Consider the following 16948-nt stretch of genomic DNA (forward strand, 5'->3'; position numbering starts at 1 on the left):
CCCCCATCTTTACTCCAAAGAGGGCTGGATGAAAGGGAAGCATCGGAAATCAATACTTGTGATACTACGCGCGGTCTACCAATTCAAGATAAACCATAGGCGCAGCGTCGCCACGACGAGGTCCTAGTTTAAGGATACGAGTGTATCCACCTGGACGCTCAGTGTAACGAGGAGCAATGTCAGAGAACAATTTTTGAATTGCATCTTGTTCACCATCAACAGTCTCGCGGCGAACAAATGCAGCTACTTGACGACGAGCATGAAGATCACCTTTTTTAGCTTTAGTGATCAGCTTTTCAGCGATAGAACGAACTTCTTTCGCTTTAGCTTCCGTTGTTTGGATGCGCTCGTATAAAAACAGATCCGTTACCATGTCGCGAAATAACGCTTTACGCGCACTGGAATCACGGCCCAATTTTTGGTATGCCATTGTGTTTTCCCTCCTTTACTAAAGCAATCTGCAGCTATTCTTCTGTGCGGAGACCCAAACCAAGTTCCTCAAGCTTTTCCTGAACTTCTTCCAAAGATTTGCGACCAAGGTTACGCACCTTCATCATATCTTCTTCAGTCTTCGTGGTAAGCTCTTGTACGGTATTAATACCAGCACGTTTGAGGCAGTTGTAGGAACGAACAGAAAGATCAAGCTCTTCGATTGTCATCTCAAGTACTTTTTCTTTTTTGTCTTCTTCTTTTTCAACCATAATTTCGGCGTCTTTCGCTTCGTCCGTAAGACCTACGAACAGAACGAGGTGCTCGTTCAAAATTTTGGCTCCGAGGCTTACAGCCTCTTCCGGTCTGATACTTCCATCCGTCCAAATTTCAAGCGTCAATTTGTCGTAGTTAGTCACTTGACCAACACGTGTATTGTCTATGCCGTAGTTAACGCGTGAAATTGGAGTGTAGATGGAGTCAACTGGAATAACACCAATTGGCTGATCGTCACGTTTGTTCCGGTCCGCTTGGACATAGCCGCGACCACGGCCTGCAAAAATACGCATATGAAGTCTCGCACCAGGTCCCAGCGTTGCAATGTGAAGATCCGGATTGAGGATCTCAACATCGCTGTCCGCACGGATATCACCTGCGGTAACGATGCCTTCCCCTTCAGCATCAATCTCGAACACTTTTTCCTCGTCTGAATGAATCTTCAGAGACAAGGCTTTAAGGTTCAGAATGATTTCCGTCACATCTTCCATTACGCCTGGAACGGTCGAGAACTCATGCAGAACGCCGTCAATTTGGACCGAAGTCACTGCGGCTCCTGGAAGCGAAGAAAGCAATATCCGGCGAAGCGAGTTCCCCAGAGTCGTGCCATACCCACGTTCCAGCGGTTCAACTACGAATTTCCCATAGGTACCTTCATCATTAGCTTCTACGGTCTCAATCTTCGGCTTTTCGATTTCTATCACGAGTTTACCCCTCCTTCAACGTCGCTCCTATATGAAACTGTCACCCCATCAGGTGCATCATGTAGTATGCCTAAACACCTATTATTAGCAGATGCGTCAGAATTATACCACATTCACAATACTGATTTCACTATACGCGACGACGCTTAGGCGGACGGCATCCATTGTGAGGAACCGGAGTTACGTCTTTAATAAGGTTAACTTCAAGCCCTGCAGCTTGAAGGGAACGGATGGCTGCTTCGCGGCCCGCGCCCGGTCCTTTAACCATAACCTCAACCGACTTCATGCCGTGCTCCATAGCTGCTTTAGCTGCTGATTCAGCTGCCATTTGCGCTGCGAATGGAGTGGACTTACGGGAACCTTTAAATCCTTGGCCGCCGGAGCTTGCCCAGGAAATTGCATTTCCGTGAGGATCCGTGATGGTAACGATGGTGTTGTTGAACGTGGAACGAATATGTGCCACGCCGGATTCGATATTTTTACGGTCGCGACGTTTGGTACGTACGACTTTTTTCGGTTTAGCCATTGTCTCTTATCCCCCCTTATTATTTCTTTTTGTTTGCTACCGTACGACGCGGGCCTTTCCGGGTACGGGCATTCGTTTTAGTACGTTGACCGCGAACAGGCAATCCACGACGGTGGCGAACACCGCGGTAACAGCCGATCTCAGTAAGACGTTTAATATTTAAGGAAATTTCACGACGCAGGTCACCTTCAACCTTAACCGTTTTGTCGATCGTTTCACGCAGTTTGCTGACTTCATCTTCCGTCAAATCACGGACACGTGTATTAGCGCTAATGCCTGTTTCATTAAGAATTTTCTGAGAAGTCGTTTTACCGATTCCGAAAATATAAGTCAAGGCGATCTCAACGCGTTTGTCACGTGGCAAATCCACTCCAGCTATACGAGCCATTTTACGCTACACCCCCTTCTTAACCTTGTTTTTGTTTGTGTTTCGGATTTTCGCAAATCACCATAACAGTCCCTTTGCGGCGGATTACTTTACATTTCTCGCAAATGGGCTTTACAGAAGGTCTTACCTTCATGTTAATTACCTCCTCAAAGTTTTGCGAAGCAAAACTTTTTTCGTAGTTCCCATCTATTTACGGTAAGTTATACGACCTTTTGATAAATCATAAGGCGATAACTGCACGACCACTTTGTCTCCGGTCAAAATACGGATAAAGTGCATCCGCAATTTACCGGATACATGGGCAAGTATTTGATGACCGTTCTCAAGCTCAACCTTAAACGTTGCATTTGGCAACGGTTCAAGGACAGTACCTTCTACTTCAATGACATCTTCCTTAGCCACAGTTAGTCTCCTTTCTCATCAGCACTTATTCCGGTGGGTCCAGCATACTTCATGACTGCGAATCGCAGCTTTCCGTTTGTTACCCGCCCAGTTTCCTTCAAACTGTCCACAACCTCACTGCTGATGAAGGGTATGAGCTCAAGATGAAGAATATTCTTCTTCTTTGGCCCATCAAACTTACGTTTGTCTCCATCTGCAATGTATACAAATCTGCTATCAACAACTGCGATAACAACGGCTGCCTCTCCGGCATCTTTGCCTTTGAGAATTCTCACTAATTGACCAACCTGCGGGCTGCTCACAGTATTCAAGTGGAGATCACCTACGCATTCAGTTTTGTGAAAATTTCCATGCCGTCCGGAGTAACTGCTACTGTATGCTCGAAGTGAGCACATAGTGAGCCATCAACCGTAACGACAGTCCAGTTATCTTCCAGTGTTCTGACATGTCTCTTTCCTGCGTTTACCATCGGCTCAATCGCGAGCACCATACCCGGTTTCAGACGTGGTCCGCGGTCCGCTATGCCATAATTCGGAATTTGCGGTTCTTCATGCAGTTTTGCCCCAATACCATGACCAACATACTCACGTACGACTGAGAAACCAGCCTCTTCGATGTATTGCTGAATAGCATGGGAGATTGTAAACAAGCGCACATCCGGCTTAACTAACGCCAGTCCCGCGTACAAGGAGCCTTCCGTAACGTCCAGCAAACGCTGAGCCTCTTCGGAAATGCTGCCCACACCGTAGGTCCAGGCGGAATCACCGTGATAACCGCGGTACTCTGCACCGATATCCAGCGTAACAATATCGCCTTCGATCAGTTTACGTTTACCTGGAAATCCATGCACCAATTGTTCGTTGACTGAAGCGCAAATGCTGGCAGGAAAACCGTTGTAGCCTTTGAAAGACGGCACAGCATCTTGACTGCGAATGTATTGATCGGCGATTCTGTCGAGCTCGCCCGTTGTAATGCCAGGCTCAATGGCCTGAGCAATAAGACGGTGACTCTCGGCAACAATTCGACCAGCTTCCCTCATAAAGGCAAGTTCCTGTTCGGATTTACAAATGATCATTACATTAACCCCGCATTAAAGACACGATTTCAGAAGTAACGACATTAATTTCGTTTTCCCCGTTTACCTGACGCAAAAGACCTTTATTATCATAAAACGCAAGCAGCGGCGCTGTTTTATTATCATACTCATCCAGGCGCTTGCCTACACTTTCTTCGTTGTCATCCGGACGTTGATATAATTCACCGCCATCAATGTCGCAAATGCCATCTTGCTTCGGCGGGTTGAAGATTAAATGGTAGGATGCTCCGCAAACGCTGCAGATACGACGTCCAGTAAGACGCGCCATTAGCAATCCACGGTCAACATTCAAGTTGATGACATGATCCAAAGAAGTGTTCAAACGGCTAAGAATATCATCCAGCGCTTCCGCTTGCGAAAGAGTTCTTGGAAAACCATCCAATAGAAATCCTTTTTCGCAATCGGACTGCTGCAGCCGTTCTTCGACTATCCCAATGGTCACATCATCTGGTACAAGCAAACCTTGATCTATAAATGATTTGGCCTTCAATCCAACCGGAGTTTCCTGTTTGATTGCCAAACGGAAAGCATCTCCTGTCGAAATATGAGGAATACCAAATTCTTTAACGATTTCTGCCGCTTGTGTTCCCTTGCCTGCCCCAGGAGGGCCCATGAATAAAATGTTCACGATTTCTCTCTCCCCCCAAAAGTTCGCCACCAAGCAAGAAACAGCATAATAGGTGCCGGGAAGAATAAAAACTTAAGCTTCACCGGAACCTATCACCTATTTATTGATGAAGCCTTTGTAATGGCGTTTGATCAAATGGCTCTCGATCTGCTTCATAGTATCCAATGCCACGCCGATTACGATAAGGAGCGCAGTACCACCAATTCGAACTTCTTTGGGCAATCCGGATAAAGCACCGAAGAACATCGGTAGTACAGAGATCAAAGCTAGGAACAACGCGCCTGACATAGTCAAACGAGACATTACTCTAGTCAGATATTTCTCTGTAGCTTTACCAGGACGGATACCTGGGATGTAACCACCATTCTTCTTCATGTTATCGGCCATCTGCTGAGGATTCATCTGCACGAACGTATAGAAGAACGTAAACCCGATGATCATCACTACATACAGAAGCATACCAAGCGGAGCATCGGTTGCCAAATATTTGGTAATCCATTGTGCCCAGGCATGTGTTGACCAGAAACTGGAGAGAACAACTGGGAACTGAAGCAATGATACGGCGAAAATTACCGGAATTACACCAGCCGCATTAATTTTCAGCGGAATATGTGTATTCTGTCCACCGTACATTTTGTTGCCAACTACGCGTTTAGCATATTGAACAGGAATCTTCCGAATACCTTGCTGCACGAAGATAACTGCTGTAATAATCGCTACAATCACAATCAGCACAATAACGACTTTAAGAATATTCAGGAACACCTGATCCGGCTGAATAAAACTTGAGTTAGCCGTACTTGTGATATATCCCGGTATGGCGGCGACGATTCCCGCAAAAATCAGGATCGAAATCCCGTTCCCGATTCCCTTTTCGGTAATCTGTTCACCAAGCCACATCAAGAAAGAAGTACCTGCCGTCAAGATAATGGCAACCAGCAAGTAATCAGCAAATGTCGCATTCGGCATCATTTGAGTATTGTATATCCGGTTAAACCCTATCGACGTAGCAAAACCTTGGATCAGGGCTAATATCACTGTACCGTAACGAGTGATTTGCGCCAATTGTTTTTTTCCGTGCTCCCCTTGTTTAGCCCATTCAGCAAACTTGGGAACAACATCCATCGACAGCAATTGCACGATGATGGATGCTGTAATGTACGGATAAATACTGATCGCAAATATCGAGAAGTTTTTGAGCGCTCCGCCCGAGAAGGTGTTCAATAGTCCCATCAAAGCGTCACCGCTCTGATTTGCTGTTGCCAGTACATCTTTGTTTACACCAGGAACCGGAACAAACGAACCGATACGGTAGATAAACAGAATGAACAAGGTAAACAGGATCTTTTTGCGCAAATCTTCAACATGCCAGATATTCTTAAGCGTCTTGAACATTAGATCACCTCGGTTTTACCGCCGGCAGCCTCGATTTTCTCTACCGCAGATTGAGAGAACTTATTTGCTTGTACAGTCAATTTTACGGTCAACTCACCGTTGCCGAGAATCTTGATGCCGCTTTTGGAATTCTTGACAACACCAGTTTCAAGCAACAACTGCGGAGTCACTTCAGTTCCTTCTGCAAAGCTATTCAGATCTTCCAGGTTCACAATCGCATACTCTTTACGGGTAGGATTGACGAAACCACGTTTAGGCAGACGACGATAGAGCGGATTTTGTCCACCCTCGAAGCCCGGACGAACACCACCGCCAGAACGTGAGTTTTGACCTTTGTGACCGCGACCGGAAGTTTTACCATTTCCGCTACTAGGACCACGACCAACGCGATTGCGTTCTTTGCGGGAACCAGGAGCTGGAGCAAGTTCATGTAACTTCATCGTTTGCACCTCCTTATGTTTGTTAATTTATGCGAGGCGTTTAGCCTTCAATTTCAGTTACAGATAGCAAGTGACTCACTTTATTGATCATTCCGCGAATTGCAGGACTGTCATTGTGAACCACTGTCGTGTTGAGTTTACGCAGGCCGAGCGTCTTAACAGTAACACGTTGTGTTTCTGGACGTCCGATTACACTACGTACGAGGGTAATTTGCAATTTTGCCATTGACGTTCCCCTCCTTAACCGCGCAATTCTTCGACAGATTTGCCGCGAAGTTTCGCGACCTCTTCAATGCGTTTCAGACGGGAAAGTCCCTCCAAAGTTGCATTGACCATGTTCATGGAATTCGAAGAACCCAGTGATTTTGTCAAAATGTCGCCAACGCCTGCCAATTCCAATACCGCACGAACTGGACCGCCAGCGATAACGCCAGTACCCTCTGATGCTGGTTTCAGCAACACGCGTCCTGCGCCGAAGTGTCCAGTAACGAGATGGGGAATCGAAGTTCCTACGATTGGGATGTGAATCAGGTTTTTCTTGGCGTCTTCAATGCCTTTACGGATGGCATCCGGAACTTCGCCGGCTTTACCGATACCAGCACCGACGTAGCCGTTGCCGTCGCCCACAACAACAAGTGCACTAAAGCTGAAACGGCGTCCGCCTTTTACAACTTTTGCAACACGGTTAATGTGTACAACTCTTTCTGTCAGTTCTAAACTGTTCGGATCTACACGCAAGTCGTTAACCTCCTTTTAAGAATTATTCTAGAATTCAAGACCAGCTTCACGAGCTGCATCAGCCAATGCTTGAATCCGTCCATGGTACAAGTAACCTCCGCGGTCGAATACGACCACTGCATATCCTTTTTCTTTGGCACGCTCAGCGACCAATTGGCCAACTTTCGCTGCAGCTTCAACGCTACCGCCATTACCGATGTTAGCGCTCAGATCTTTATCAAGTGTAGAAGCGGATACGATAGTAACCCCTTTAACATCATCGATCAGTTGAGCGTAGATGTGTTTCGAAGAACGGAATACGTTCAAACGTGGACGCTCAGTAGTTCCCTGGATCTTCTTACGAACACGCAGGTGTCTTTTGAGACGAGCCTTGTTTTTATCTTCTTTTGTAATCATGACTTCCCTTTCACTCCCTTCAGTTTGCCGTAAACAGCTTCACTTTAAGATGCACGGGGTATCTTACAATTAAGTTTAAACTGGTTATTTCTTCTTACCAGCTTTACCTTCTTTGCGGATGATACGCTCGCCTTCATATTTGATACCTTTACCTTTATACGGTTCTGGTTCACGAACGGAACGGATTTTAGCAGCGTATGCGCCAACGCGTTCTTTATCGATACCTTTAACGATGATCTTCGTGTTCGCAGGAACTTCGAACTCGATACCAGCTTCCGGTGTAATTTCAACCGGGTGGGAATAACCAACGTTCAGAACGATTTTATCTCCGGATTTGCTTGCACGATATCCGACCCCAACCAGTTCCAGAGATTTCGAGAAACCTTCAGTCACACCTGCTACCATGTTGTTGACAACGGAGCGGGTTGTGCCGTGAAGTGAACGATGCAATTTGTTATCCGACGGGCGAACAACGGTAATTTCGTTATTTTCAACTGTAACCTTCATGTCTTTATGAAGCTCACGAGTCAAAGAACCTTTTGGACCTTTTACTGTAATAACGGCGTTGTCCAAAGTGACATCTACACCGCTAGGTACTGCGATTGGTTTGCGACCAATACGAGACATGTGTTGCACCTCCTTATCTTGTGACGTTTATTACCAAATGTAGCAGACAACTTCTCCGCCAGATTTTGATTGACGAGCTTCTTTGTCGGTCATAACTCCCTTAGATGTGGAGATAATCGCGATTCCTAGACCACCGAGTACACGAGGCACTTCATTGCTCTTCGTGTATACGCGAAGGCCTGGTTTACTGATTCTTTTCAAACCAGAAATAACACGCTCTTGGTTAGGGCCGTATTTCAAGAAGATACGGATAATCCCTTGTTTGCTATCTTCAACGAATTCCGCATCGCGGATGAAACCTTCACGCTTCAAAATGTCAGCGATTTGTTTCTTCATAGTAGAAGCAGGCATTTCTACCGTCTCGTGACGCACAATGTTAGCGTTACGAATACGAGTAAGCATATCTGCAATAGGATCAGACATAGTCATGTGTGTAAACCTCCTTCCCGTTTATAAACTTCTTACCAACTTGCTTTTTTCACGCCAGGGATCTGGCCTTTATAAGCTAATTCACGGAAACAAATTCTGCAAATTTTGAACTTTTGCAGTACCGAATGTGGACGACCACAACGTTCGCAACGTGTATATGCACGTACTTTAAACTTAGGCGTACGTTGTTGTTTAACTTTCATCGAAGTTTTTGCCACTTAGCCTGACACCTCCTAAACATTTTCGGAGAAAATGGATTAACCGACTTTATTTTGCGAAAGGCATTCCCAGCTGACCCAGCAGCTCGCGGGATTCCTCGTCCGTCTTAGCAGTCGTTACAATAACGATGTCCATACCGCGGACTTTATCCACTTTGTCATATTCGATCTCGGGGAAGATCAATTGTTCTTTAAGACCAAGTGTGTAGTTACCACGGCCGTCAAAGGCTTTAGTGGAAACACCACGGAAGTCACGTACACGTGGAAGTGTTACGTTGAACAATTTGTCCAAGAAGTAATACATACGCTCTCCGCGCAGTGTTACTTTAACCCCAATCGGCATATTTTCGCGTAGTTTGAAACCAGCGATGGATTTTTTAGCTTTAGTGATTACTGGTTTTTGACCAGCGATCAACTGCATGTCATTAACTGCAGCATCAAGTACTTTGGAGTTTTGAACAGCGTCACCCACACCCATGTTGATGACAACCTTCTCGATCTTAGGCACTTGCATAACAGTTGTATAGTTAAACTTCTGCATCAAAGCAGGTGTAATTTCGTTAAGAAAACGTTCTTTCATTCTTGCTGCCATGAAGATTTAACCTCCTTTCTTAAGGGCTAGATTAGTCGATAATCTCTCCGGATCTTTTAGCAATCCGAACTTTTTTACCATTGTCCAAAACTTTGTAACCGATACGGGTTACTTTGCCGGTCTTCGGATCGATGTGCATTACGTTGGACACATGAATCGAAGCTTCCTGCTCAATAATTCCACCCTGTGGATTCAGCTGGTTCGGCTTTTGGTGTTTTTTCACCATATTGACGCCTTCTACCAGAACGCGGTTTTCACGAGGATAAGCAGCGATGACACGGCCTTTTTTGCCTTTGTCTTTACCACTGATCACAAGCACCACGTCATCTTTCTTCACGTGCAGTTTATTGTTATGGGATTCCAGAACTTTTTTCACTCTAGGCATTTATTACACCTCCTATAACTAACCTTCAACTTATTGGTGCCGTGTTTATTAGATAACTTCCGGTGCCAAGGAAACGATCTTCATGTAGTCTTTATCGCGAAGTTCGCGAGCAACTGGTCCAAAGATACGTGTTCCACGAGGGCTTCTGTCGTCTTTAACAACAACAGCTGCATTTTCGTCGAATGCGATGTAAGATCCATCTTTACGACGAACGGAACGTTTCGTACGAACAACTACCGCTCTAACAACATCACCTTTTTTGACAACGCCGCCTGGTGTTGCTTGTTTAACGGAACAAACGATCAAATCACCGATTGCTGCTGTACGGCGTCCAGTACCACCCAGTACGCGGATACACATCAGTTCCTTCGCACCAGAGTTGTCAGCCACATGCAAACGTGTAAATGGTTGAATCATTATAATTTCCTCCTTCCGGAAAAACTCTCTTGATTATCTTAGATGATAACCGCTGCTTCTACCACTTCAACTAGTCTCCAACGTTTGTCCTTAGACAACGGACGAGTTTCCATGAGTTTTACGGTATCGCCAATCTTTGCAACATTTCCCTCATCATGTGCTTTGAATTTCTTCGTAGACTTGATGCGTTTGTGGTACAAATTGTGTTTCTTATAGGTTTCAACAGCAACTACGATGGTTTTATCCATTTTATCACTGACCACTTTACCGATTAGCACTTTACGTGCATTACGTTCTTCACTCATTAGTTAGCCTCCTTCCTGAATACGGATCTGCGATCCGTCTCACTTAACTAATCCCAAGCACTCTTTGATGGATCACGGTTTTAGCACGAGCTATTTCCTTACGCACGTCACGAATCCGAGTTGGGTTGTCCAATTGGCCAGTTGCCAATTGAAAACGGAGATTAAAAAGTTCCTCTTTGAATCCAGCGATCTTTTGTTCAATCTCAGCAGTGGTTAAGTTGCGAAGTTCATTAGCTTTCATTTGCTTCACCACCCAATTCTTCACGTTTCACAAACTTAGTCTTTACAGGCAGCTTGTGAGCGGCAAGACGCATCGCTTCACGAGCGATTTCTTCCGACACGCCTCCGAGTTCGAACATAATCTTGCCCGGTTTAACTACGGCTACCCATTTCTCAACGTTACCTTTACCACTACCCATACGAACCTCGAGAGGCTTTTGAGTAATAGGTTTATCTGGGAAAATCTTGATCCAAACTTGACCGCCACGTTTGATATAACGTGTCATCGCGATACGAGCAGCTTCGATCTGACGGTTAGTGATCCAAGACGGTTCAAGTGCAACCAGGCCGAATTCGCCGAAGTTCAATTCAGTACCGCCTTTTGCCATACCCTTCATGTGTCCGCGTTGTTGCTTGCGGTGTTTTACGCGTTTTGGTACCAACATGATTAGTTGCCTCCTTCCTGAGCAGCTTGTTTCTTAGCTGGGGGAAGAACTTCTCCACGGTAGATCCATACTTTTACGCCGATAAGACCGTAAGTTGTATGTGCTTCAGCCGTTCCGTAATCGATATCGGCACGAAGCGTATGAAGTGGAACTGTTCCTTCGCTATAACCTTCTGAACGAGCAATCTCAGCTCCGCCAAGACGTCCGCCCACTTGAGTTTTAATCCCTTTTGCGCCAGAACGCATAGTTCTTTGAATCGCTTGTTTGAGGGCACGACGGAACGATACACGACGTTCCAATTGTTGAGCAATGCTCTCAGCTACAAGAATTGCATCCAATTCAGGGTGCTTGATTTCATTGATGTTGATGTGTACTTTTTTGCCACCAGCGATTGCTGTAACTGCACTGCGAAGTACTTCTACTTCTGCTCCGCCTTTACCAATAACCATACCTGGTTTAGCTGTATGAATTGTAACGTTCACGCGGCTAGCCGCTCTTTCGATCTCGATATGGGAAACAGCGGAATCCTTCAATTTGCCTTTAAGGTATTCCCGGATTTTGACGTCTTCCATCAGAAGAGTACCGAAATCTTTTCCTGCATACCATTTAGATTCCCAATCGCGAATAATACCGATTCGGAGTCCGATTGGATTTACCTTTTGACCCACGTGTTATCCCTCCTTATTTCTCAGATACCACCAGTGTAATGTGGCTCGTGCGTTTATTGATCCGACTTGCGCGGCCCATGGCGCGCGGACGGAAACGTTTCATAGTAGGTCCTTGGTTAACGAAAACCTCGCTAACGAACAAACTGTTCACGTCCAAAGAATAGTTATGCTCAGCATTCGCAATTGCCGAATTAAGCAACTTTTCAACGACCGGAGAAGCGGATTTCGGAGTGTGGCGAAGAATAGCAATTGCTTCCCCCACTTGCTTACCGCGAATCAAGTCAACAACCAGTTTCGCTTTACGAGCGGAAATTCGCACCGATCTTGCATGTGCTTTTGCTTCCATTGTTTAACCTCCTTTCAAACAGAGACCTTATTATTATCTTCTTGTTTTCTTATCGTCACCCGCGTGGCCTTTGTAAGTACGTGTTGGCGCGAACTCGCCCAACTTGTGACCTACCATATCTTCTGTTACGTATACAGGCACGTGTTTACGGCCGTCATATACACCAAACGTATGTCCGATAAACTGAGGGAAAATGGTTGAGCGACGGGACCAAGTTTTAACTACAACCTTTTTCTCAGCCTCGTTCAGTTCCTCAACTTTTTTAAGCAGGTAGCCATCGATAAACGGCCCCTTCTTTAAACTGCGACCCATGTGTGAATCCTCCCTTCATCCGGTTCTTCAAACCGCGAATCGACGCTTCGCGCTTTATTAACTTGCCAGAAGCGTCTTATTTAGTGCGGCGGCGAACGATATATTTATCAGATGCCTTGTTTTTCTTACGCGTTTTGTAACCAAGGGTTGGTTTGCCCCATGGAGACATTGGCGATTTACGTCCGATTGGAGCGCGACCTTCACCACCACCGTGTGGGTGATCGTTAGGGTTCATTACTACCCCGCGAACTTCAGGACGACGGCCGAGCCAGCGACTACGTCCAGCTTTACCGATTTTGATCAATTCGTGATCTTCATTACCTACGGAACCGATAGTTGCACGGCATACGCTAAGGATCTTACGAACCTCACCGGATGACAAACGAACGGAACAGTATTTTTCTTCTTTACCAAGCAATTGAGCTTCTGTACCAGCTGCACGAACCAATTGTCCGCCTTTACCTGGTTTCAACTCAATGTTGTGGATAACTGTACCTACTGGAATGTTCTCCAGTGGAAGACTGTTACCAATTTTGATGTCGGCCGCAGGACCGGACTCTACTTTATCCCCAACTCTTAGACCTTTAGGAGCGATGATATAACGTTTCTCTCCATCAGCATAGTGGATCAAAGCAATATTAGATGTGCGGTTCGGGTCATACTCGATTGTAGCAACGCTACCTGGTATGCCGTCTTTAGTCCGCTTGAAGTCGATAATACGGTATTTACGTTTATGTCCGCCGCCATGGTGACGAACCGTAATTTTACCTTGGTTGTTGCGTCCCGCATGTTTGAACAGCGGAGAAAGCAACGATTTCTCTGGCTGGTTTGTTGTAATTTCTTCAAACGTAGACACGGACATAGCGCGTCTTGCCGGAGAGGTCGGTTTGTACTTTTTGATTGGCACTGTAGTTCCCTCCTTACTTCAACAGAGTATTATTCTACCGCTTCAAAAAATTCAAGCGGTTTGCTGTCCGGGCTAAGCTTAACGATGGCTTTTTTCCACTCTGGAGTGTAACCAGAATATTTACCATAACGTTTCAGTTTGCCAGGTACGCGCATTGTGTTCACATTAGTTACTTTTACTTTGAAAATAGCCTCGACAGCTTTTTTGATTTCGGTTTTGTTAGCACGGATATCCACTTCAAAAGCGTATTTCATTTCGCTCATGTAGTCGGAAGTACGTTCCGTAATCACCGGACGTTTGATAATATCACGAGGATCTTTCATTACGCGAACACCTCCTCTACCTTCAGAACTGCTTCTTTAGTGATGATCAGTTTGTCGTACGTCAGTACGTCAAGAACATTAATGCCGTCAGCCGCTACGAATTTCACCCCAGGGATGTTACGAGCGGAAAGTGCTACGTTATCATCATAGCTAGTAGCTACGATCAACGCTTTACGATCTACTTTCAGGTTGTTCAAGATTGCTGCGAATTCTTTCGTCTTCGGAGCATTCATTGTCAAGCTATCCAATACGATAATGTCATTCTCGAGTACTTTCGAGGACAAAGCAGATTTGATCGCCAAACGACGAACCTTCTTAGGCAGTTTCCAGGAATAGCTACGTGGTGTTGGTCCGAAGACAACGCCGCCGCCCTTCCATTGTGGAGAACGAATGGAGCCTTGACGAGCGCGACCTGTACCTTTTTGTTTCCAAGGTTTACGTCCACCGCCACGAACTTCAGAACGTCCTTTTACTTTGTGTGTACCACGACGTAGGGAAGCTCTTTGCATAAGCGCAGCTTCATGTAGAACGTGCTCATTCGGTTCAATACCGAATACTGTATCGCTCAGTTCCACTTCACCAACTTCGTTGCCACTAATATTAAAAAGTGTTACTTTTGGCATTTCATGTTCCTCCTTTCTTCAATAATTATTTCTTAACGGTTTGTTTAACTTTCACGAAGCTGTTTTTAGGACCTGGGATAGCGCCTTTAACCAGCAATACGTTACGTTCAACATCAACCTTGATAATTTCAAGCTTTTGAACCGTAATAGTCGTGTGACCCATATGTCCTGGAAGGCGTTTGCCCTTAGGAACACGGTTAGCTTGGATAGAACCCATGGAACCCGGTCTTCTGTGGTAACGCGATCCGTGTGCCATTGGTCCGCGGCTTTGTCCCCAACGTTTGATGTTACCTTGGAAACCTTTACCTTTAGATGTACCAGTTACGTCAACAAATTCGCCCTCAGCAAAGATATCAGCCTTCAGCTCTTGTCCAACCTCGAGAGACCCGAGATCAACACCGCGAATTTCACGAACGTAGCGCTTAGGTGTTGCATTTGCCTTTTTGGCGTGACCCTGTTCAGGCTTATTGGAGCGTTTTTCTTTTTTATCAGAAAAGCCCAATTGCACTGCTTCATATCCGTCGATATTCAGGTCTTTCTTTTGCAGTACTACACAAGGGCCTGCTTCGATAACAGTAACAGGAATTACGTTACCTTCTGGAGTAAACACTTGAGTCATACCGAGTTTTTTTCCTAAGATACCTTTCAATGTTGACACCTCTTTTCTTTTCCTAAATTACTTAAAATAGAATTACAATTTGATTTCGATATCTACACCGGACGGTAGATCCAAGCGCATCAAGGCATCCACAGTTTGTGGTGTTGGGTTCACAATATCGATCAAACGTTTGTGAGTCCGTTGTTCAAACTGTTCACGGGAATCCTTGTACTTGTGTACCGCACGGAGAATAGTAATGATTTGCTTCTCAGTTGGTAACGGAATCGGCCCGGACACACCTGCACCCGAACGTTTTGCTGTTTCAACAATCTTCTCAGCGGATTGATCAAGAATTCTGTGGTCGTATGCTTTCAAGCGAATACGAATTTTTTGCTTTGCCATTTTAGTCCCTCCTTCTATCGCCCAATTTGGTATCGGACATACTCCGTGAAAATTTTCTGACCTCGTCCCCATGGCAAAGGGGCCGGGTGTGTCAGTAACCTCTCACATCATCGCAACGTCTCAGAACAACATTTATTATTATATATAATAGGCAGCAGTATTGCAAGCGAAAATAGAAAAACAACGCATATTTTTTTCATGCGCTGTTCTTCTACTATATATATGTTAAAGATTCTCTGTGGCAGACTTAAAAAACTCTGCGGAGGAAGCAGTCTGAGCCGTTGCTGTTCCGATCCCCTCAATGGTTTGGATTAAGGTTCTTATTTCTTCTTCCACTATTACAATCTCCTGTGTACTGCTACGCATAGCGTCTACAATATCAGAGAACAAAAGACTAGTCTCGACCGATTGGTGCTTCCCATTCTTAGTTAACTCCTGCACCTTACGAATCTCTTCTACAACCTGCTGAGTGAGTAGACCAGATTTATTTGTTAGCTCTACGATCTGAATTACAGTACTCTTAGTATCCTCTGCAAGCCGGCTAACTTCTTGAGCAACCACACTAAAACCTCTACCATGCTCACCGGCTCTAGCGGCTTCAATCGTTGCATTAAGTGAGAGGATTTTAGTCTGATCGGCAATTTCCCTTACTGAGTTCACAATTTTTTGAATTTGCTTAGAGGAATCGCTTAACTCAATGATCGAGTCTTCCATCTCACTGGTGGTCTGATATATAAGATTAATTTGCTCAGTCAAATCACCCAAGTGTTCATGCCCATCTGTAGCTAATCCCTGTGACTCCAGGGCGGATGCAGCCGTACGTTGGAATGTTCTACTTACTTCATTGCTGCTTGCCACTAGCTGCTTTACAGCAGCATTAGTATCGATGCTATAATCTATCAATTCAACGCTAAACTCTGAAATTTTTTGTTTTAATTCATTTTTCACCAATAGATATTGCTCTTCCTTCTCTTTTATGTTCTCCTTCTCATATTCTTCTAGAACCAGCTGCTGCTCAAGGTTAAGGAGTTTGGTCACGGTCTGAACCACTCGAAGGCGTGTATTATCATCGTTTGTTTCATTATATATAACGCGTATAAATACGTTCTGAAGATTCTGAAAAGCAGATAAGTACCATTTGGGCTCAAGCCCAACTTTTTTATGAATATTAGCGATCATTAGACGCTTTGCTATGTACTCATCATCAACCTTTCCATTAAAAATCTCTAGAATATGCCCACGAAGAGTAGTTTTTAACCTGTCTATACTGCTATGCTCTAAAATAATAGCTTCAAGTTTATTTACGCCTAATACCGAATTGTAAAATTGATCAATGATATAGTCTATATTTTGCTCAACAACAGGTTTCACCCTGCGTAGTAAGTTCAAATCTGCTTCAGTTAGATCAATCATTCTCATCTGCTCGTTAAGCTCACCATGTCCATCCAGCTTATGAAAAGACTCTGCCACAGAATGATTCTGATCCTTGAAGTCTAAGGAATGAGAGGCAGGAGAATCCACATTATTATTACGTGCAGTTAACGCATGCATGAAGGAAAAAGGACATTTCCCCATATTACCACTCTCCCACAATTCCTATTATTTTACATTATTATTCCTCCTTCATTTTACTCTATCATTAGTATAATTGTAAACAATTGATTGTTGTAATTTGACGAATTATGTAGAAAAAGATCATATTGTTATGCTTTA

32 protein-coding genes are annotated in these 16948 nt (G+C 44.8%); all 32 read right to left on the bottom strand.

Going from position 1 to position 16948, the window contains the following annotated elements; translation table 11 throughout:
- Window positions 1–64: 64 nt before the first annotated feature.
- Window positions 65–430 (bottom strand): 50S ribosomal protein L17, encoded by a 366-nt coding sequence (gene rplQ, locus MHI15_RS11000; RefSeq protein WP_019908254.1) that lies wholly within the window; start codon window positions 428–430, stop codon window positions 65–67.
- A 34-nt stretch (window positions 431–464) separates the two neighbouring features.
- Complete coding sequence (locus MHI15_RS11005) at window positions 465–1409, bottom strand: DNA-directed RNA polymerase subunit alpha (RefSeq protein WP_036680585.1); 945 nt, start codon at window positions 1407–1409, stop codon at window positions 465–467.
- Between the two features lie 130 nt (window positions 1410–1539).
- Window positions 1540–1935 carry a 30S ribosomal protein S11 gene (gene rpsK / locus MHI15_RS11010; RefSeq protein WP_019908251.1) on the bottom strand — a complete coding sequence of 132 codons (396 nt, stop codon included), beginning with the start codon at window positions 1933–1935 and terminating at the stop codon, window positions 1540–1542.
- Window positions 1936–1954: 19 nt separating this feature from the next.
- Window positions 1955–2323: a 30S ribosomal protein S13 gene (gene rpsM, locus MHI15_RS11015; RefSeq protein WP_036680583.1), complete on the bottom strand. Its 369-nt coding sequence runs from the start codon at window positions 2321–2323 to the stop codon at window positions 1955–1957.
- Between the two features lie 19 nt (window positions 2324–2342).
- Window positions 2343–2456 (bottom strand): 50S ribosomal protein L36, encoded by a 114-nt coding sequence (gene rpmJ, locus MHI15_RS11020; protein WP_003322638.1) that lies wholly within the window; start codon window positions 2454–2456, stop codon window positions 2343–2345.
- A gap of 53 nt (window positions 2457–2509) precedes the next feature.
- Window positions 2510–2725, bottom strand: a complete 216-nt coding sequence (infA, locus tag MHI15_RS11025; RefSeq protein WP_036652996.1) for a translation initiation factor IF-1 — start codon at window positions 2723–2725, stop codon at window positions 2510–2512.
- Between the two features lie 2 nt (window positions 2726–2727).
- On the bottom strand, window positions 2728–3036 hold the full coding sequence (locus MHI15_RS11030; RefSeq protein WP_036680581.1) for a KOW domain-containing RNA-binding protein: 309 nt from the start codon (window positions 3034–3036) through the stop codon (window positions 2728–2730).
- 11 nt (window positions 3037–3047) lie between these two features.
- Window positions 3048–3800 carry a type I methionyl aminopeptidase gene (gene map, locus MHI15_RS11035; protein ID WP_038573450.1) on the bottom strand — a complete coding sequence of 251 codons (753 nt, stop codon included), beginning with the start codon at window positions 3798–3800 and terminating at the stop codon, window positions 3048–3050.
- 4 nt (window positions 3801–3804) lie between these two features.
- Window positions 3805–4449, bottom strand: coding sequence for an adenylate kinase (locus MHI15_RS11040; RefSeq protein ID WP_038573451.1), 645 nt, complete (start codon window positions 4447–4449; stop codon window positions 3805–3807).
- A 96-nt stretch (window positions 4450–4545) separates the two neighbouring features.
- Window positions 4546–5844, bottom strand: coding sequence for a preprotein translocase subunit SecY (secY, locus tag MHI15_RS11045; protein WP_076194816.1), 1299 nt, complete (start codon window positions 5842–5844; stop codon window positions 4546–4548).
- Window positions 5844–6284, bottom strand: coding sequence for a 50S ribosomal protein L15 (rplO, locus tag MHI15_RS11050; protein WP_036680569.1), 441 nt, complete (start codon window positions 6282–6284; stop codon window positions 5844–5846). The genes secY and rplO overlap by 1 nt, the downstream gene beginning before the upstream one ends.
- A 40-nt stretch (window positions 6285–6324) precedes the next feature.
- Window positions 6325–6510 (bottom strand): 50S ribosomal protein L30, encoded by a 186-nt coding sequence (rpmD, locus tag MHI15_RS11055; RefSeq protein WP_036680567.1) that lies wholly within the window; start codon window positions 6508–6510, stop codon window positions 6325–6327.
- A 14-nt stretch (window positions 6511–6524) separates the two neighbouring features.
- Window positions 6525–7022: a 30S ribosomal protein S5 gene (gene rpsE, locus MHI15_RS11060; protein ID WP_036652980.1), complete on the bottom strand. Its 498-nt coding sequence runs from the start codon at window positions 7020–7022 to the stop codon at window positions 6525–6527.
- 27 nt (window positions 7023–7049) lie between these two features.
- Window positions 7050–7418: a 50S ribosomal protein L18 gene (gene rplR, locus MHI15_RS11065; protein ID WP_036680564.1), complete on the bottom strand. Its 369-nt coding sequence runs from the start codon at window positions 7416–7418 to the stop codon at window positions 7050–7052.
- 84 nt (window positions 7419–7502) lie between these two features.
- Window positions 7503–8045 carry a 50S ribosomal protein L6 gene (gene rplF, locus MHI15_RS11070; protein ID WP_036680562.1) on the bottom strand — a complete coding sequence of 181 codons (543 nt, stop codon included), beginning with the start codon at window positions 8043–8045 and terminating at the stop codon, window positions 7503–7505.
- 30 nt (window positions 8046–8075) lie between these two features.
- Window positions 8076–8474, bottom strand: a complete 399-nt coding sequence (rpsH, locus tag MHI15_RS11075) for a 30S ribosomal protein S8 (protein WP_036680560.1) — start codon at window positions 8472–8474, stop codon at window positions 8076–8078.
- A 32-nt stretch (window positions 8475–8506) separates the two neighbouring features.
- Window positions 8507–8692, bottom strand: coding sequence for a type Z 30S ribosomal protein S14 (locus MHI15_RS11080; protein WP_013312154.1), 186 nt, complete (start codon window positions 8690–8692; stop codon window positions 8507–8509).
- A gap of 49 nt (window positions 8693–8741) precedes the next feature.
- Complete coding sequence (rplE, locus tag MHI15_RS11085) at window positions 8742–9284, bottom strand: 50S ribosomal protein L5 (RefSeq protein WP_036680558.1); 543 nt, start codon at window positions 9282–9284, stop codon at window positions 8742–8744.
- Between the two features lie 31 nt (window positions 9285–9315).
- Complete coding sequence (rplX, locus tag MHI15_RS11090; RefSeq protein WP_076099615.1) at window positions 9316–9669, bottom strand: 50S ribosomal protein L24; 354 nt, start codon at window positions 9667–9669, stop codon at window positions 9316–9318.
- Window positions 9670–9717: 48 nt separating this feature from the next.
- Complete coding sequence (gene rplN, locus MHI15_RS11095; protein WP_036680556.1) at window positions 9718–10086, bottom strand: 50S ribosomal protein L14; 369 nt, start codon at window positions 10084–10086, stop codon at window positions 9718–9720.
- 38 nt (window positions 10087–10124) lie between these two features.
- Window positions 10125–10391, bottom strand: coding sequence for a 30S ribosomal protein S17 (gene rpsQ, locus MHI15_RS11100; RefSeq protein ID WP_036680554.1), 267 nt, complete (start codon window positions 10389–10391; stop codon window positions 10125–10127).
- Window positions 10392–10434: 43 nt separating this feature from the next.
- Window positions 10435–10632: a 50S ribosomal protein L29 gene (gene rpmC / locus MHI15_RS11105; protein WP_019908232.1), complete on the bottom strand. Its 198-nt coding sequence runs from the start codon at window positions 10630–10632 to the stop codon at window positions 10435–10437.
- Entirely contained in the window at window positions 10622–11056 is a 435-nt protein-coding gene (rplP, locus tag MHI15_RS11110; RefSeq protein ID WP_036680552.1) for a 50S ribosomal protein L16, read from the bottom strand. Before rplP ends, rpmC begins: the two co-directional genes overlap by 11 nt.
- Window positions 11057–11058: 2 nt before the next feature.
- Complete coding sequence (rpsC, locus tag MHI15_RS11115; RefSeq protein ID WP_038573452.1) at window positions 11059–11724, bottom strand: 30S ribosomal protein S3; 666 nt, start codon at window positions 11722–11724, stop codon at window positions 11059–11061.
- A 13-nt stretch (window positions 11725–11737) separates the two neighbouring features.
- Window positions 11738–12070, bottom strand: a complete 333-nt coding sequence (rplV, locus tag MHI15_RS11120; RefSeq protein ID WP_036680546.1) for a 50S ribosomal protein L22 — start codon at window positions 12068–12070, stop codon at window positions 11738–11740.
- Window positions 12071–12103: 33 nt separating this feature from the next.
- The gene (gene rpsS, locus MHI15_RS11125) at window positions 12104–12382 is read right to left on the bottom strand and encodes a 30S ribosomal protein S19 (protein ID WP_036652940.1); all 279 of its coding nucleotides are present in this window, start codon (window positions 12380–12382) and stop codon (window positions 12104–12106) included.
- A gap of 76 nt (window positions 12383–12458) precedes the next feature.
- Entirely contained in the window at window positions 12459–13289 is an 831-nt protein-coding gene (rplB, locus tag MHI15_RS11130; protein ID WP_036680541.1) for a 50S ribosomal protein L2, read from the bottom strand.
- 29 nt (window positions 13290–13318) lie between these two features.
- A complete protein-coding gene (gene rplW, locus MHI15_RS11135) occupies window positions 13319–13612 on the bottom strand; it encodes a 50S ribosomal protein L23 (RefSeq protein WP_036680537.1) in 294 nt (97 codons plus the stop codon).
- Window positions 13612–14235, bottom strand: coding sequence for a 50S ribosomal protein L4 (gene rplD, locus MHI15_RS11140; RefSeq protein WP_036680536.1), 624 nt, complete (start codon window positions 14233–14235; stop codon window positions 13612–13614). Before rplD ends, rplW begins: the two co-directional genes overlap by 1 nt.
- 25 nt (window positions 14236–14260) lie before the next feature.
- Window positions 14261–14884, bottom strand: coding sequence for a 50S ribosomal protein L3 (gene rplC, locus MHI15_RS11145; RefSeq protein ID WP_036680532.1), 624 nt, complete (start codon window positions 14882–14884; stop codon window positions 14261–14263).
- Window positions 14885–14926: 42 nt separating this feature from the next.
- Window positions 14927–15235, bottom strand: a complete 309-nt coding sequence (rpsJ, locus tag MHI15_RS11150; protein ID WP_017692074.1) for a 30S ribosomal protein S10 — start codon at window positions 15233–15235, stop codon at window positions 14927–14929.
- Between the two features lie 225 nt (window positions 15236–15460).
- Entirely contained in the window at window positions 15461–16810 is a 1350-nt protein-coding gene (locus tag MHI15_RS11155) for a globin-coupled sensor protein (RefSeq protein WP_076130018.1), read from the bottom strand.
- Between the last annotated feature and the right edge of the window lie 138 nt (window positions 16811–16948).

Origin of the sequence: Paenibacillus sp. FSL H7-0918 (assembly GCF_038007025.1) — a bacterium.
Taxonomy (GTDB): domain Bacteria; phylum Bacillota; class Bacilli; order Paenibacillales; family Paenibacillaceae; genus Paenibacillus_AQ; species Paenibacillus_AQ odorifer.

What these genes read in the sequence shown, in the direction of transcription:
- rplQ (WP_019908254.1), bottom strand. Translation starts at nt 430, where the DNA reads ATGGCATACCAAAAATTGGGCCGTGATTCCAGTGCGCGTAAAGCGTTA.
- rpsK (WP_019908251.1), bottom strand. Translation starts at nt 1,935, where the DNA reads ATGGCTAAACCGAAAAAAGTCGTACGTACCAAACGTCGCGACCGTAAA.
- rpsM (WP_036680583.1), bottom strand. Translation starts at nt 2,323, where the DNA reads ATGGCTCGTATAGCTGGAGTGGATTTGCCACGTGACAAACGCGTTGAG.
- rpmJ (WP_003322638.1), bottom strand. Translation starts at nt 2,456, where the DNA reads ATGAAGGTAAGACCTTCTGTAAAGCCCATTTGCGAGAAATGTAAAGTA.
- map (WP_038573450.1), bottom strand. Translation starts at nt 3,800, where the DNA reads ATGATCATTTGTAAATCCGAACAGGAACTTGCCTTTATGAGGGAAGCT.
- secY (WP_076194816.1), bottom strand. Translation starts at nt 5,844, where the DNA reads ATGTTCAAGACGCTTAAGAATATCTGGCATGTTGAAGATTTGCGCAAA.
- rplO (WP_036680569.1), bottom strand. Translation starts at nt 6,284, where the DNA reads ATGAAGTTACATGAACTTGCTCCAGCTCCTGGTTCCCGCAAAGAACGC.
- rpmD (WP_036680567.1), bottom strand. Translation starts at nt 6,510, where the DNA reads ATGGCAAAATTGCAAATTACCCTCGTACGTAGTGTAATCGGACGTCCA.
- rplR (WP_036680564.1), bottom strand. Translation starts at nt 7,418, where the DNA reads ATGATTACAAAAGAAGATAAAAACAAGGCTCGTCTCAAAAGACACCTG.
- rplF (WP_036680562.1), bottom strand. Translation starts at nt 8,045, where the DNA reads ATGTCTCGTATTGGTCGCAAACCAATCGCAGTACCTAGCGGTGTAGAT.
- rpsH (WP_036680560.1), bottom strand. Translation starts at nt 8,474, where the DNA reads ATGACTATGTCTGATCCTATTGCAGATATGCTTACTCGTATTCGTAAC.
- rplE (WP_036680558.1), bottom strand. Translation starts at nt 9,284, where the DNA reads ATGGCAGCAAGAATGAAAGAACGTTTTCTTAACGAAATTACACCTGCT.
- rplX (WP_076099615.1), bottom strand. Translation starts at nt 9,669, where the DNA reads ATGCCTAGAGTGAAAAAAGTTCTGGAATCCCATAACAATAAACTGCAC.
- rplN (WP_036680556.1), bottom strand. Translation starts at nt 10,086, where the DNA reads ATGATTCAACCATTTACACGTTTGCATGTGGCTGACAACTCTGGTGCG.
- rpsQ (WP_036680554.1), bottom strand. Translation starts at nt 10,391, where the DNA reads ATGAGTGAAGAACGTAATGCACGTAAAGTGCTAATCGGTAAAGTGGTC.
- rpmC (WP_019908232.1), bottom strand. Translation starts at nt 10,632, where the DNA reads ATGAAAGCTAATGAACTTCGCAACTTAACCACTGCTGAGATTGAACAA.
- rplP (WP_036680552.1), bottom strand. Translation starts at nt 11,056, where the DNA reads ATGTTGGTACCAAAACGCGTAAAACACCGCAAGCAACAACGCGGACAC.
- rplV (WP_036680546.1), bottom strand. Translation starts at nt 12,070, where the DNA reads ATGGAAGCAAAAGCACATGCAAGATCGGTGCGAATTTCCGCTCGTAAA.
- rpsS (WP_036652940.1), bottom strand. Translation starts at nt 12,382, where the DNA reads ATGGGTCGCAGTTTAAAGAAGGGGCCGTTTATCGATGGCTACCTGCTT.
- rplW (WP_036680537.1), bottom strand. Translation starts at nt 13,612, where the DNA reads ATGAAAGATCCTCGTGATATTATCAAACGTCCGGTGATTACGGAACGT.
- rplD (WP_036680536.1), bottom strand. Translation starts at nt 14,235, where the DNA reads ATGCCAAAAGTAACACTTTTTAATATTAGTGGCAACGAAGTTGGTGAA.
- rpsJ (WP_017692074.1), bottom strand. Translation starts at nt 15,235, where the DNA reads ATGGCAAAGCAAAAAATTCGTATTCGCTTGAAAGCATACGACCACAGA.
- MHI15_RS11155 (WP_076130018.1), bottom strand. Translation starts at nt 16,810, where the DNA reads ATGGGGAAATGTCCTTTTTCCTTCATGCATGCGTTAACTGCACGTAAT.